We start from the raw sequence: 13,242 nt of genomic DNA, 5'->3' as shown, positions 1-13,242 counted from the left end.
TCCCTTCACCCCCTCTGTTCAAACGCCGTCCTGCAGCAAGTTCGCTTCCATCTGCTGACGTTCGTACTGTGTCTTATACCAGCCGCCGAACAGCATCAGCTGCTCGTGCGACCCTTCCTCTACGATGCGCCCTTGGTCAAGCACGAGAATCCAATCCGCGTGATTGACAGCCGAAAGCCGGTGCGTGGCAATCCACGTCGTCCGCCCGGCCCTCTGCCTGCGGATATTATGCAGAATCGCGCTTTCCGTACGGGCGTCGACAGCCGATAAGGCGTCGTCGAGAATGAGCATCTCCGGATCGGCCAGCAGCGCGCGGGCGATCGACAGCCGCTGCTTCTGGCCGCCCGAGAGCATAACCCCGTGCTCGCCGACGACGGTATCCAGTCCTTCCGCCATCTGATCGACATCCTGTGCGAACGAAGCCATCTCCAGTGCGCTCCGGAGCTCGGCTTCGGTGGCGTCGGGCTTGCCGAGCTTGACGTTGTCCCGGATCGAGCGCGACAGCAGCAGATGCTCCTGCGGCACGTACCCGCTCCACGATCTGACCTGCTCGGGATCGATACGCTCGATCGGCGCGCCGGCGACGAAAAGCCGCTCCGGCTCGATCGGATACTGCCGCAGCAACTGCTTCAACAGCGTCGATTTCCCGCTCCCGGTCCGCCCGACGATGCCGATCGTCTGGCCGCGCTCGGCCGTCAGCGTTATATTCGAGAGGCTGTCGGCATGAGAGCCCGGATAGCGGAAGGTGAGCGATTTCAGCTCGATTAGCGTCGGCACCGGCACATCGAGCGGCCGTTCCGGAGCCTTAATGTCCGACGATTGGGACAGCGCGCTTTCCAGCCGGTCGACCGAAGCGCTCCCCCGCTGCAGCACGTTAATGAATTCGCCGAACGCGATCATCGGCCATATGAGAAGACCTAAATAAACGGTGAAAGACACAAGCTGGCCCAGCGTCAAATCACCGTGAAACACCAAATAAGCGCCATAGCCGAACGAAATGGCGTAGCTCATCCCGACGATCGTGGATACGACCGGCTGGAACAACGCATTCGTGACGGCAACCTTTTTGTTGCGCTGCATCACCTCTCGGGTGACTTGGTCAAAAGCGGCCGCATCGTTCTTTTCCTGCACGTAGGAGCGAATGACCCGCATGCCGGAAATCGATTCGAGCGCTTGATCGTTCATATGCCCGAACGCCGCCTGGGCGCCCAAAAAGCGCCGGCGCATCACCTTGCCGAGCTTGTTGATCGCATAGGCCAGAAAAGGCAGCGGCAGCAGCGCCGCAAGCATGAGCTTCCAGCTTGTAAACGCAATCATCGATACCAGCACCACGGTCGTCCCGATCAGCGTGTTGGCAAGCGTAAGGACGCCGTAGCCGGCCGTCTGGCTGATCGCCACGATATCGTTCGTCGCAAGCGCCATCAAATCCCCAGTCCGATTGCGGTGATAGAACGACGGCGCCATTCGCGTCAAATGAACGAACAGCTTGCCCCGAAGCACCGTTTCGAGCAGATTCGAATTGCCGAACAGCGTCGTGATCGAAAAAAAGCTGGCGACATACCGCAGCAAACCGAGCCCCACGAGCAGCCAGACGGTTTGTCCCAGAATGGCGCCGGTCAGCAAGCCGTTCTTGATTTGATCGATCAGATCGCCGATTATTTTGGGCGGCACGCTGTTCGTTACGCTAACGATCACCATCAGCACGATGACGGCAACGTAGTGCATCAGCTGCTGCTTGAAAAACCATTGCAGCTTCGTGATAAAAGACATTCCGCATTCCCTCCACTCGATTCAATCCGCAGTCCGATCCCATTTCCACGTCGCAAAAATACGCTCATACGTTCGATTATAGCACAAAAGAGACGGCAGGTATGCCAAAAATTGTTTAAGCTAACAGCTTCTCGCTCCGGATCCGCCTGTACATTTTCGTTGTTCTTTGCGGGAACTGCGCCTTCTTGCACGATTGCTTCCTTAATTGGAACGAAAAAAAGGTACGCCCTTCGGGCTCCTTCCTCTCAACGGTATTCCTCGGCGTCTCCTTGCAGCACAAAAGGACCTTCCGCGAGCAAAGGTCCTTTTCCGTTTCATGCTTTTTATGCGCCGCGCCCCATCTCCGGCGCCTTCTTGCGGGCTGCATCCGCAAGCCCCGCTTGCTTCACGCGGCCGACCTGGGTGGCCAAGTACGCTACGAACAGCAGCAGCAGCGTGCCCATGCCGACGACCGACCAGTTGATCGGCGTTCCGGCAGAAACCAGCAGCAAGTAGACGGTCAAGCCGCTGACGTTCAGCGCGTTTTCGACGAAATTCTGAATCGCGATCGTTTTGCCGGGGCCGATTAAATCCTTGCCGACCTCCTGCAGGATCGTGTTGAGCGGGATCAGGAAGACGCCGCCGAACAACCCGATGACCAGCATCAGAACAACCGTCAGCCAGACGCTCGGCGAGAACGCCGCAACCATAACCGCCGTCACCATGACGAATCCGTACACATAAGCGCTATACAGCTTGCCCGCCGGTACCAGCTTAGGCGTGACGAGGGCGCTGAACACGACGCCGATCGCGCAAACGCCGATAATGAGGGACTGCTGGTCGGTATCCGTAATCCCGAGATTGGCCGGCAGCCAGGCGATAAGGGCAATGCGCAGGACGGAGGCGGTCAGCCAGAACGCCCCGGTGCCGATAAGCGAAAAACGGGCGGCCGGATGGGCGAACAAAGTCCGCACGTCACGCAGAAAAGCGACGGCGGAAGCTCCGTAGCGGGCCTTGGGGTCGCCGCCGCGGGCCGGAACGAAGAACGTCATCCCGATCGAAGCCACATAGACGATCAGACAAGCGATCAGGCCCGGCAAATCGGACTCCTTGGCCAACAGTCCGCCGGCCACGGTGCCGAGCAGGATGGCGAGGATCGTCGTACCCTCCACCTTGGCGTTGGCGCGAAGAAGCTCTTCCTCCGTGCTCGTCAGCTCCGTTAGAATCCCGTACTTGGCAGGGGAATAAATAACCGCCCCGATACCCAGCACCAAGTAGCATAAAGCAGGGTGAAGGCCGGTAAACAGCAGCAGAATGCCGGCCGTCTTAAACAGATTGCCGACCAGCAGCACATGCGATTTGGCCCGCTTGTCGGCAAACGTGCCGACGATCGGCGCAAGTATGACATAAGCGGCGAGAAAAGCTATTTGAATGTAGCTGACGTATGCGTCCGGATTGGCGAAGCCTTGACGGTTGACCATCCCGACAATAATAAAAAAGTTCAAATTATCCGCAAACGAGCTCAAAAACTGCGTCCATACAACCGCGTTGAGCGGCCGCATCCTTTTGCGATTCGCTGACATGACTGCCTCCCCGGAACTGGCGCCGAGCGCCCTCTTCCTGATGATTGGAATTCCATTCCACAACCTTTTTAACGATACCACTCTCCAGACAAAGGCGCAATCGTTTTGCGGCGCGGCTGCCGTTCGGCGTATTCGCAAAAATTTTATTCCAGAAGGAGGAAAATAGAAGAAAAAAGCGAATATGTATTCGCATAACGGAACATTCGTTCCGGTAGACCTACCATTACGCGGCAAAGGAGCAATCGACCCCAGTATGAAGAGAACCGCCAAAACGATGATCGACCGCAAAGCCGGCTTTGCGCTGGAGGACCACCGCGAAGAGAAGCTTCATATGATCACCTTTCAAGGCGCCGAGCTTCACGGCGTCGATCTGCGGGACGCCTCGCTGCAGCACGTCAACTTCGTCGGATCGAAGTGGGAGCATATTTATTTTGCCGACGTGCACGTGAACCGCATTCAGCTGGGCGGCACCTTGTTCGAAAACATTATGCGCCCCGACGCACCGAGTAGCGACAAAACCGAGGAAGCTGGAACCGAAGGCTGGATCAACGTAGATCCGGTCGTCTTCCGCAGCAGCGATTTGAGCGAAGCGGTATTCGAGCATTGCAAGCTCCGCAACGTCGACCTGCGGGACTGCGATGTCGAAGGCATGCGAATCAACGGCATTCCGCTGGAGGAGCTGCTGGACGTTTACCGGAGCTCGAAGCGAAGCGGTCATGGCCAGGATTAGGCGATGGCCGCGAGCTTCCCCCGGAAAACACAACGAACGCCCGGTCCCGGCCGGCTCATCCCACCCAAACCCTGAAGAATGGAGATTCCCGACATGACCAAACAAATCGGCAGTTCCTTAACGGCACTAATGGTTTCGGATACGAAACGTTCCCAGCAGTTTTACCGCGAGGTACTCGGCTTTGACGTCACCGACTGGTGGGCGCAGCGCGACGGGCTGCAGGGCATCGCGCTCAAGCTGCTGCAGGCGCCCGATCCGTCCGACGTGAAGCCGAACCCGCCGGAAAAAGGCGGCACGCGCGCCTTCGACGTTTATGCATACGCGGAAAACTGGACGGCGCTCGATAGTATGTATGAGGAATTCCGCAGCAAAGGCGCCGTTATATCCGGCGAGCCTGTCATTTATCCGGATGGAGGCCCGTGGAAGGAGTTCATCGTGCAGGATCCGGACGGCTACAACATCGCCTTCGGCGGCGTCGACGGCCGGAAAGCGCATTGCTACGTACAAAGCCATATCGACGCGGTATTCCTGTGGGTGCGGAACTTGGACGAAGCGGTTCAGCTTTACAGCAAATTTATGGGTCTTGAGGTGCGGGAGCAGGACCGCTACGGCCATCTGCACATGTTCAATCTGGACGACGGCTCGTCGCTCATCCTCGATTCCAACGGGATGGAGAGCGTCCCGGTGCCCGAAGCCGGCCCCGTCTTGTTCAAGGTAAGCACCGACGACATCGAGGGAGCCAGACGACATGCCCAAGAGCTTGGCTTCCAAATCGTTTACGACATCGTCCACTACCCGAAAGTATCGTTCTTCAACATCCGCGACCGCGACGGCAATATCCTCACCGTTTCGCAAAACCGCGTCTAGTCTTACTCATAGCGCATGCCGAGAACGCCAAAAAAAACCGCTGAAGCCAACTGCTCCAGCGGTTTTTACGGTTTCATGACAAATAGAAAAACTTCGTCAAGCCCGCCCTCACCCGGTCTGCCCGGTCAGAGCGTCATCAGCATCGTTTTGAACCTGTCCAGCATAAGGCCGAGCCGGGAAATATCGTTATTGGGCAAATATGGCGTGAACGAAAAATACCCCCGGTAAGACCGCGACAGCAGGATGGACGCCAGCTCCTTCAGCTCCGCGTTCCCTTCGCCGGGCAGCGCCGGCGCTCCGTCAGCGAACAACCCGTCGTTGACGCGAAGAAAGCGGACGTCTCCTTTCAGCTTGCTGTTATAGAAAACATGAAAGAACGGATGCGCCCGCTGCCTGGCAAACTCAAGCGGATTGAAGATCAGGCCGGTTTGCTCCGTGCGGATTTGCTTGAACAAAGCCGTCATGCCGGGATCGTCGGAGAAGGCCGATTGCGCGTCATTTTCGATGAGCAGGCCGATTCCGTAGCTCTTGGCGACAGGACGAAGCTTGGCGATACCGGCGATGATGTCCTCCGCATACGTTCCCGGTCCGTTCGTTTTCACCTTGACGTTGTCCGCATGCAGCAGGAACGCCTTGGCGAATAGTTTCCGGTAGTACTCGAAATCGGTTCCCGGTTCGGTGCCGTTGACGAGCACGATTCGCTTCTGCTTCATGATGAGCCGATTGCGCATTTCTTCAAGCTCCTCGCCGTTCATGATGGTCAGGCTCTTGCCGCCGATCCGGTCGTCGATCTCCATATGGGTCAGCATCAACTCGCTGCAAATGTCTATTTTATGTTCCAGGCTGGCCGCAATCCGGTCGTTCGCCAGCACGCTAAAGTTGAACATGTCCGCACCTCCTTATGACTATTCGACTGCGCAAATTTCGCAGCCCGGATCGACGCAGCCGTTCCCCTTGTACCGCGACGATTCGATCGGGCCGTCCTCGTACAGAAGCCGCGACCAATGGCAGGAGTTGCAGCTTTCATTATCGCATATAAAAAATAACGGATCGCCATGAAGCAGCTCCAGGCCGATTTCAAACACCTGCCGAACGTCCATCACTTTGACGGCCGCATCCCCGATCCGGCCTTCGGTCAACGCATCCCGCTTTCGCAAATACGGGGTAAGCCGCAGAAAGTCGCGATGGCCGGGCGGAAACTTTTTCAGCGTAAACATCCCGGTTGTCCCTGTCCGATAGGTCGGCGCCGGAATGTCCAGCGTATGCAAATACCGCGCATCAATCGCCTCTTCGAGCGAGTGCATAATCGTATTGCGGTCCATATCGACGCCAAGCAGCATCACCTTGCCGCCCAGATCCTTGATTTTGTAATAAGGGGTGCCCGGACCGCAGCCCGTTTCGCAAAGCTCGTGGCCTGCCGTAATCCATTCCGCATGCTTGCCTACCGCCGCTACCGAATGAACGGGATGCAAGCTGCGGTGCGCGTCGCTTCGCAGCCGGAACGTCTCGGATATTTTCCCGACCGCCGAGGGCGTTTTCGCCGCATCGAACGGCTCCGACCACCCTGTGAGCGTGGACATGACGATCGTCCCCTCGTCCCCTACCGTTTCGAGCAGCGCTTCGATTACGGCGCCCGCTCCTCCCTCGACATAGCCGATACTGGTCAAGGAGCTGTGCACCAGAACGATATCTCCGCGCTCCAGCCCCATCAGCTCGATGCCGATCTTCATTTCCTGTTTATTCACCACCCGCGATCCCCTCCTCCATGATGACCGCCCTGCACGGCACCGCGCTCGTCCCCGGGATATGCAGCGGCAGCGCCGTCAGCCGGACTGCCGGCCTTCCGACCTTTTCCAGATTCACGCATGGCGCCAGCATCAAAATATCCGCTTCGTAGAACGCAGGAAAAAAGCCTTCCGATTTGGCCAGGTTATCCCACCGGGGAAAATCGGTTCCGAGAAGGAAGGGTTTCCGGGCGATCAGCCATTCCATCGCACTCCGCGTAAAGTAGGGCGAATGTTCGAGATAATGGGCGTCCATCCAATGCCTGCCCCAGCCGGTGCCGACCAGAATGGCGTCCCCCTGTTCGATCAGCGGGCTTCCTGCGCATCGCTCCAGCATACCGGCGTCGATCAGCTTTCTCGGCCCGCCGCGGTCAAACTCGCGCTCCTCCAGCATCAGTACCTTGCAGGGCATATCGACGAGCCGCCCGATCGGAACATCGGCTACGGAATAGCTTCCATCGTTGCCGTAAAAATGGGCGGGCGTCTCCAGGTACGTTCCCGTTTGCGAATGCATGCCTTCGAAAACCTCGGCATACACGTCCCCGTCAACCCAAGGCACCCTCTCCAGCGGCCTCATCCGAAACGATGGAAAAGGCTTTTCATAATTCCACATCCCTTCCCGGATCATACCGGTCAAATCGATGATCTTCATTATCCGTCCGCTGCCTCCCGTCCCTCTCGGATTTATTTTAAAGTTGCTTCACTTCACATAACTTGTATGTAACTTGTATTGATACATGATCAGAATGGCATGTTTCCATCCGAATTGCAAGTACCGTTATGCGCTCAACGACAAATCGCCCCTCCGCAAGCTGCGAAGGGGCGATTCTATTCGTTATCCGTTCACTCTACTTCTTTGCCGCAAATTCATCCCGAACCGCCTGGAGCAGACTAGCGTCGGCCATAACGTCGTAGGCAGTGAACGCAAGCGTTTTGGCGGTCGAAATCATAGCGTCAAGCGCACGCTCGTGCATGGCTAGATCGCGGAATTCCCGCGTATGCAGGTTATGCGGTTCGTCGACCACCTTGACGAACGGATGGATCGTCGGGCAGCGCCTTGACACATTGCCGAGATCGAGCGATCCGTGGTCTTTCCCTGCTTCGATCTCTTCGGGCTTGATGCCCGTCGCCAGCAAATTGCGTTCGTAGACGGCCGACAAGGCTTCATTCGTCATCAGCTCGTCATACGAATACTCGTAATTGGACACCTTCCACGTGCAGCCCGTTTGGAGCGCCGCCCCTTCCGCGCATGCAAGCACTTTGCGCACCGTCTCGTCCGTCCGCGGCCGTGTCGCGGCGCGAACGTAAAACTGCGCCGCCGCATGGTCGGGAATGATGTTCGCCGCTTTGCCGCCCTCGGTAACGATGCCGTGAATGCGGACATCGTCGTGCAGCTGCTGGCGGAGCGCGTTAACCGCGTTAAACAGCTGGAGCACGGCATCCAGCGCATTGATCCCGTCATGCGGGCTTGCCGCCGCATGAGCGGCGCGGCCGTAAAAGTCGAATTGCAGCGCATCCATCGCAAGGGAGGAGCCCGATCTTTCGTACGTGTAGAACGGATGCGCCATCAGCGCAAAGTCGACGTCGTCGAACAAGCCTTCGGCTGCCATCGGCACCTTCGCACCCTTGGTTTCCTCCGCTGGCGTTCCGTAAACCCGGATGACGCCTCCCAGCTTGTCCGCCGCCGACTTCAGCCCCACAGCCGCTCCGATGCTCATCATGCAGATGAGATGATGCCCGCAAGCGTGGCCGAGCTCAGGCAGCGCGTCGTATTCGCTTAGAAAAGCCACGACCGGACCCGGCTTGCCCGAATCGTAGCTGGCGATGAACGCGGTGTCCAGCCCTAGCGTCCCCCGCTTCACGTCGAATCCTTGGAAGGCCAGCTCGTCCGTCAGCCTCTCCGCGGCGAGAAACTCCTCGTTGCCCAGCTCCGGATTCGCGCCGATATAAGCGGAAATTTGTTTGAACCGTTCCGCATGCGAATCGATCGTTTGCTCGATTGTCTTCCTCATTCGACGGATGCCTCCTATCCGATCCTTTGTTGCTCGGCCAAATCGGGAATTTGCCAGTCGATTTCGGCCATCCCGGCACCTTGCAGAAACGCGTTAGCCCGCGAAAAAGGCTTGCTGCCGAAAAACCCCCGATGCGCCGAAAGAGGGCTGGGATGCGGCGACTGAATGACAAAATGCTTGCTCGTATCGATCAGCGGAAGCTTCGCTTGGGCATGGCTCCCCCATAGCACGAATACAATCGGCTCTTCCCGCAAATTAAGCACTTCGATGACGCGCGTCGTGAACGTCTCCCACCCGGCCGACTTATGCGAATTCGGCGTCTGCTGGCGCACCGTGAGCACGGTATTGAGCATCAGCACGCCCTGCTCCGCCCAATGCACCAAATAGCCGTTGTCGGGTATTTTGCAGCCGAGATCCGCGTGCAGCTCCTTGAACATATTTTGCAGCGAAGGCGGCGTCGCTACTCCCGGCTTAACCGAGAAACTGAGCCCATGCGCCTGCCCGGGACCGTGATAAGGATCTTGCCCCAATATGACAACCTTCACACCCTCGTAAGGCGTTAAATGCAGCGCCGAAAAAATATCGTGCTGATTCGGGTATATGACCTGCGTCCGATACTCCTCTATCAAAAATTGCCGTAGCTTCAAGTAATAGGGCTGTTCGAATTCCCGCTCGAGCAGCGGAGCCCAGTCGTTTTTCAAAATGGCCATCGTTTCTCTCTCCTAGCATCCGGGGTTTCTTCCATCTATCATCGCATTTTCAAACACCCGCGTAAAGAGCCGTCAGAACGCAAAAGAAAACCACAAAAAAGTAATGCATGGCCTTCGAAGCTCCGTCTGCTTTGCCAGTGTCCCCGATATAAAGGGTATATTAACGAAAAAAACCGGACCCTGCGGCCGGCGAATAAACGGAAAAGCATTGGCTATCATAAAACGAGGTACGTGCGATGACAACGGCGTTCTGTTTGCCCTAACGAAAAAGGCTCAACGGCGGGGCGTCGACCGGATCGATAACCGTGCCGCGATACGCCGCAGCTCCTCTAACAGCTCGTCAAGCTCGTCTTGCAAGGCGCGGAGCTCGGTACGGCAATGGGCCCGCAGCTCCGTTAGCTCTTTCTCCGTACATTCGCCGTCCTCGATGTGCCGCCATAACGAAGCTTGCAGCGCCTCGCTCTCGCTCACCTTCCGGTTGCGCCATGCGATACCCGTTTGGCTCCGTGACCGTTCCATCATTGCCTGCATGCATGCCAGCCCCTTCCACGTCTTTGGGTCTAATGGTAAAGGACAAACGTCAAAAGGCGATTATCACAGCGTTAACCGAATGTAATATTTTGTATCGGCAAAAGGCATAATGCAGGGAACGCCGTTTACGGCGCACGGTTATCCACATTGCAAACAATCGCTGCGGACAATTAAGAAAGCGAATACAGGCGGGCGATCTCAGCATTTTTTCCACAAGCTCAGACTTGTTTATCCACAAACTATTCACAATTTGCTTCTCGAGTGCTCTGAAATTATCCAGAAGCTTCCTACGACTTATCCACTTATCCACAGAAATAATCCACAAACATTTGTTCGCCTCTTATGAACCCGGTTTCCCGGGCATGGTCATCATCATTTTCGTGCCGTTCCCTTCCTTGCTTTCAACCGCAAGTTTAGCGCCGCCTGTTTGCCTCAAAGCAAAACGCCCCTACCTGATCAAAGGTAGAAGCGCGTCCCTAAACCTATACAACCTGTACGCCGTTCTGGTAGGTTAATACTAACCGCACATTGCCCGGGCTGCCGGCTGTGCTGACCGTTCCGGAAAGCCGAAAAGCACCGGGTACAACCCGAAAGAGCAACTACCCCGAGGAGTGAATTCCATGACCGATCCGAAGCATGAGGCCAAAAACGCCCTCGAAGCTCATGACGCGTTCAGCCTGCTCGCGACCGAGCGAATCGTCCGCTTGGCCGACGCCTCCCTCAACGTACGGTCCGAAACGATTGCCGACGCAGCCGCTCCGATGAGCGAAGGCGGCAGGCACGATTATTATTCCAACGGCGACTACTGGTGGCCGAATCCGGATACGCCGGACGGCCTGCCTTACGTGAGACGCGACGGAGAATCGAATCCGGGCGCGTTCATGGAGCATCGGCGCATCCTGCGGCGAATGCGGACGCATATAGCCAACCTTGCCGCCGGTTATACGGTAACCGGCAACGAACGGTATGCGGAGAAGGCGGTCGCGCTGCTTCAGTCGTTTTTCGTTGACGAAGCGACCCGTATGAACCCGCACCTGCTTTATGCGCAAGCGATCCCGGGTGTTTGCTCCGGACGGGGAATCGGCATCATCGACACGCTGCATCTGATCGACGTGCCGATGGCCGTGCGAGCGCTCCGCTCGTCGGACGCGCTGACGCCGGCTGTCGAAACGGGGCTGCGTCGCTGGTTCGCCGACTATCTGGAATGGATGAACACTCATCCGTTCGGCTTGGAGGAAAGAGACGAGGCCAATAACCACGGCGTGTGCTGGCATGTGCAGGCGGCCGTGTTCGCCAGATTCGCCGGAAATGAGGAGATGCTGGACTTTTGCCGGGAGCGGTACCGCAGCGTTCTGCTGCCGGAGCAGATGGCTCCGGACGGCAGCTTCCCGCGCGAGCTGGCCCGAACGAAGCCCTATGCGTATTCGATTTTCGTGCTGGACAATATGGTCACGCTCTGCCATACGCTATCGGATGAATCAAATGATATGTGGGCTTACGAGCTCCCGGACGGCCGCGGCATTCGCCAAGGCCTTCGGTTTCTGTATCCGTATTTGGAGCGCAAGACTTCATGGCCGTTCGCCAAGGATGTCGAGCATTTCGACGGCTGGCCCGTGGCGATGCCTTTTATGCTTTTGGCGGGAAGGGCAATCGGAGAGCAGGCGTATCTCGATCTGTGGGCAAGGCTGGAGGCGGAGCCAGGCGATTTGGAAATCCGGCGAAATATCGCGATCCGCCAGCCGATATTATGGCTTTGAGGAACAGCCGGCGTTACTTCCCCCGTTCCTTGGATACACTGTTGGTATCGTGATTAACGGAGGTTCAGCACATTATGAAAATTCAGCTTGGCCGCTGCCTGCTTCTCGAACGTCTGCACGAACGGGGGATGACGATAGACGAGCTCGCGCAAGCCTTGTTTTACAAGCCGGAGCGCCTGTCCGACTTCATCGGCAACACGCGAATCATGCCGCTGCAAGCGGCGATATCGATCGCCGACACGATCGGCTGCAACGTTCGCGACCTGTATGAGCTATCGCCGATCGAAGCGAACCATGAGACGGGCGCGTAGCCTTACTACAAAGAAACGCCTTCGACCGCAATCGGTCTGAGGCGTTTTTTGGCGTGCTTGGAGGCTGCAGGACGGCTTGTTTGGTTTGACATAAACTTTATCTGCTGGAATTCGGCTAGTGAGTGCGGCTAGCGAGTTCAGCTAACGAGCTCGACAAACGAGTTCGGCTAGTGAATGCAGCGATGCTGCGGCGCAGCTATTCCAAAGCAAGCGGGGCTGCCGCACTCCGCTCCATCAACCGCTTCAGCTTCGATTCCGTAAGCGACTCCGGCGCCGGCGTGTACATGCTGCAGCGCAAATCGGCATCGCCCTGCACCTGCAGCGAAAGCAGGTGAAACAGCATTTTGCCTGCCTTGGCGTGGCGGAATTCAATCAGCACCTCGGGAGCCGAGCTGACGTGGCTTTGCTCCCACAGGCGGCTGAAATCGGGATATAGGCTCCCCATCTCCTTCAAAAACCGCTCATACCATTCATCCTCCACATACTGGCCGTAATACGCCCGGAAAATAGCCAAGAAGTCCAATACGAAATGGTCCCAATTGACCGCCAAGCTGCGGAACTCCTTCCTGGCGAACAACAGGCGGATCATATTGCGTTCCTCGACCGGAATTTGCTCGAAATCCAAAAACACGTACGCCGCAGCCTCGTTCCACGCTACGATCTGACAGCGTCTGTCGGATACGATAGTCGGACAGTAGCGCAGCTCCTGCAAAACCTTTTGCAAGGAGGCGCTGATTCTCGGCTGCTGCTCGTTCCGCAAAGCCGTCCCCGGATTCGCCTCGAGCGCCAAGGCAAACAAATATTTACGCTCGTCCACCGTCAGCCGCAGGGCAGCGGCCACGCAATCGAGCACCGAAGCCGACACCTTGATATCCCTTCCCTGCTCCAGCCACGTATACCAGGTCGTGCTTACTCCGGCCAGCTGGGCGACTTCCTCCCGTCTCAGGCCGGGCGTTCTTCTGCGCGTGCCCGCCGGCAATCCGGCCGACTCCGGAGACAGCTTGGCGCGCTGCGTTTTGAGAAAGGCCGACAGCGCCTGAAGCCTTGATTGATGATTCACGAACGTTTCCTCCTGCCGGCTTGGTTATAAAAAATCTATGTCCTCATGATAGCTACTTTTGCGGCAAGCGCATCCCGACAAGTTTGGCCAATGGGGCGTTTCCGTTTACATGGTACCTATTATACTAGGATAAACTACAACTTGTAAT

General features: G+C 57.1%; 13 protein-coding genes. 4 read left to right on the top strand and 9 right to left on the bottom strand.

The window, feature by feature from the left end:
* Positions 1-18: 18 nt before the first annotated feature.
* Positions 19-1,770, bottom strand: coding sequence for an ABC transporter ATP-binding protein (locus ACKGJP_RS02210; protein ID WP_409344066.1), 1,752 nt, complete (start codon positions 1,768-1,770; stop codon positions 19-21).
* A 323-nt stretch (positions 1,771-2,093) separates the two neighbouring features.
* Positions 2,094-3,332, bottom strand: coding sequence for a lysophospholipid transporter LplT (lplT, locus tag ACKGJP_RS02205; RefSeq protein WP_409344065.1), 1,239 nt, complete (start codon positions 3,330-3,332; stop codon positions 2,094-2,096).
* A gap of 253 nt (positions 3,333-3,585) precedes the next feature.
* Here lplT and ACKGJP_RS02200 point away from each other — a divergent pair, with 253 nt between their 5' ends.
* Positions 3,586-4,062, top strand: coding sequence for a pentapeptide repeat-containing protein (locus tag ACKGJP_RS02200; protein WP_409344064.1), 477 nt, complete (start codon positions 3,586-3,588; stop codon positions 4,060-4,062).
* A gap of 93 nt (positions 4,063-4,155) precedes the next feature.
* Positions 4,156-4,929: a VOC family protein gene (locus tag ACKGJP_RS02195; RefSeq protein WP_409344063.1), complete on the top strand. Its 774-nt coding sequence runs from the start codon at positions 4,156-4,158 to the stop codon at positions 4,927-4,929.
* Positions 4,930-5,054: 125 nt separating this feature from the next.
* On the opposite strand, the gene ACKGJP_RS02190 is transcribed toward ACKGJP_RS02195, so the two are convergent.
* The 6 genes from ACKGJP_RS02190 to ACKGJP_RS02165 form a co-directional block, all read right to left on the bottom strand.
* The gene (locus ACKGJP_RS02190) at positions 5,055-5,816 is read right to left on the bottom strand and encodes a hypothetical protein (RefSeq protein WP_409344062.1); all 762 of its coding nucleotides are present in this window, start codon (positions 5,814-5,816) and stop codon (positions 5,055-5,057) included.
* A gap of 18 nt (positions 5,817-5,834) precedes the next feature.
* Complete coding sequence (locus ACKGJP_RS02185) at positions 5,835-6,677, bottom strand: AAC(3) family N-acetyltransferase (RefSeq protein ID WP_409344061.1); 843 nt, start codon at positions 6,675-6,677, stop codon at positions 5,835-5,837.
* Positions 6,667-7,365 carry a cyclase family protein gene (locus ACKGJP_RS02180; protein ID WP_409344060.1) on the bottom strand — a complete coding sequence of 233 codons (699 nt, stop codon included), beginning with the start codon at positions 7,363-7,365 and terminating at the stop codon, positions 6,667-6,669. Before ACKGJP_RS02180 ends, ACKGJP_RS02185 begins: the two co-directional genes overlap by 11 nt.
* A gap of 196 nt (positions 7,366-7,561) precedes the next feature.
* Positions 7,562-8,725 (bottom strand): M20 family metallopeptidase, encoded by a 1,164-nt coding sequence (locus tag ACKGJP_RS02175; protein WP_409344059.1) that lies wholly within the window; start codon positions 8,723-8,725, stop codon positions 7,562-7,564.
* Between the two features lie 14 nt (positions 8,726-8,739).
* On the bottom strand, positions 8,740-9,435 hold the full coding sequence (locus ACKGJP_RS02170) for a uracil-DNA glycosylase (RefSeq protein WP_409344058.1): 696 nt from the start codon (positions 9,433-9,435) through the stop codon (positions 8,740-8,742).
* A gap of 273 nt (positions 9,436-9,708) precedes the next feature.
* Positions 9,709-9,966, bottom strand: coding sequence for a hypothetical protein (locus ACKGJP_RS02165; protein ID WP_409344057.1), 258 nt, complete (start codon positions 9,964-9,966; stop codon positions 9,709-9,711).
* Between the two features lie 620 nt (positions 9,967-10,586).
* Between ACKGJP_RS02165 and ACKGJP_RS02160 the strand changes: the two genes are divergently transcribed.
* Entirely contained in the window at positions 10,587-11,723 is a 1,137-nt protein-coding gene (locus ACKGJP_RS02160; protein ID WP_409344056.1) for an alginate lyase family protein, read from the top strand.
* A 74-nt stretch (positions 11,724-11,797) separates the two neighbouring features.
* Complete coding sequence (locus ACKGJP_RS02155) at positions 11,798-12,034, top strand: helix-turn-helix domain-containing protein (RefSeq protein ID WP_409344055.1); 237 nt, start codon at positions 11,798-11,800, stop codon at positions 12,032-12,034.
* Between the two features lie 196 nt (positions 12,035-12,230).
* Here ACKGJP_RS02155 and ACKGJP_RS02150 read toward each other — a convergent pair whose 3' ends face one another.
* Positions 12,231-13,094, bottom strand: coding sequence for a helix-turn-helix transcriptional regulator (locus ACKGJP_RS02150; RefSeq protein ID WP_409344054.1), 864 nt, complete (start codon positions 13,092-13,094; stop codon positions 12,231-12,233).
* Positions 13,095-13,242: the final 148 nt, after the last annotated feature.

It is taken from the genome of Paenibacillus litoralis (genome assembly GCF_046244365.1).
GTDB lineage: Bacteria > Bacillota > Bacilli > Paenibacillales > NBRC-103111 > Paenibacillus_V.
The sequence above is the reverse complement of the archived record's forward strand: the minus strand, read 5'-3'. Positions and strand labels throughout refer to the sequence as shown.

Coding starts and splice junctions, on each gene's coding strand:
- ACKGJP_RS02180 (WP_409344060.1), bottom strand. CDS start 7,365: ATGAAGATCATCGATTTGACCGGTATGATCCGGGAAGGGATGTGGAAT.
- ACKGJP_RS02160 (WP_409344056.1), top strand. CDS start 10,587: ATGACCGATCCGAAGCATGAGGCCAAAAACGCCCTCGAAGCTCATGAC.
- ACKGJP_RS02195 (WP_409344063.1), top strand. CDS start 4,156: ATGACCAAACAAATCGGCAGTTCCTTAACGGCACTAATGGTTTCGGAT.
- lplT (WP_409344065.1), bottom strand. CDS start 3,332: ATGTCAGCGAATCGCAAAAGGATGCGGCCGCTCAACGCGGTTGTATGG.
- ACKGJP_RS02200 (WP_409344064.1), top strand. CDS start 3,586: ATGAAGAGAACCGCCAAAACGATGATCGACCGCAAAGCCGGCTTTGCG.
- ACKGJP_RS02155 (WP_409344055.1), top strand. CDS start 11,798: ATGAAAATTCAGCTTGGCCGCTGCCTGCTTCTCGAACGTCTGCACGAA.
- ACKGJP_RS02190 (WP_409344062.1), bottom strand. CDS start 5,816: ATGTTCAACTTTAGCGTGCTGGCGAACGACCGGATTGCGGCCAGCCTG.
- ACKGJP_RS02175 (WP_409344059.1), bottom strand. CDS start 8,725: ATGAGGAAGACAATCGAGCAAACGATCGATTCGCATGCGGAACGGTTC.
- ACKGJP_RS02170 (WP_409344058.1), bottom strand. CDS start 9,435: ATGGCCATTTTGAAAAACGACTGGGCTCCGCTGCTCGAGCGGGAATTC.
- ACKGJP_RS02210 (WP_409344066.1), bottom strand. CDS start 1,770: ATGTCTTTTATCACGAAGCTGCAATGGTTTTTCAAGCAGCAGCTGATG.
- ACKGJP_RS02165 (WP_409344057.1), bottom strand. CDS start 9,966: ATGCAGGCAATGATGGAACGGTCACGGAGCCAAACGGGTATCGCATGG.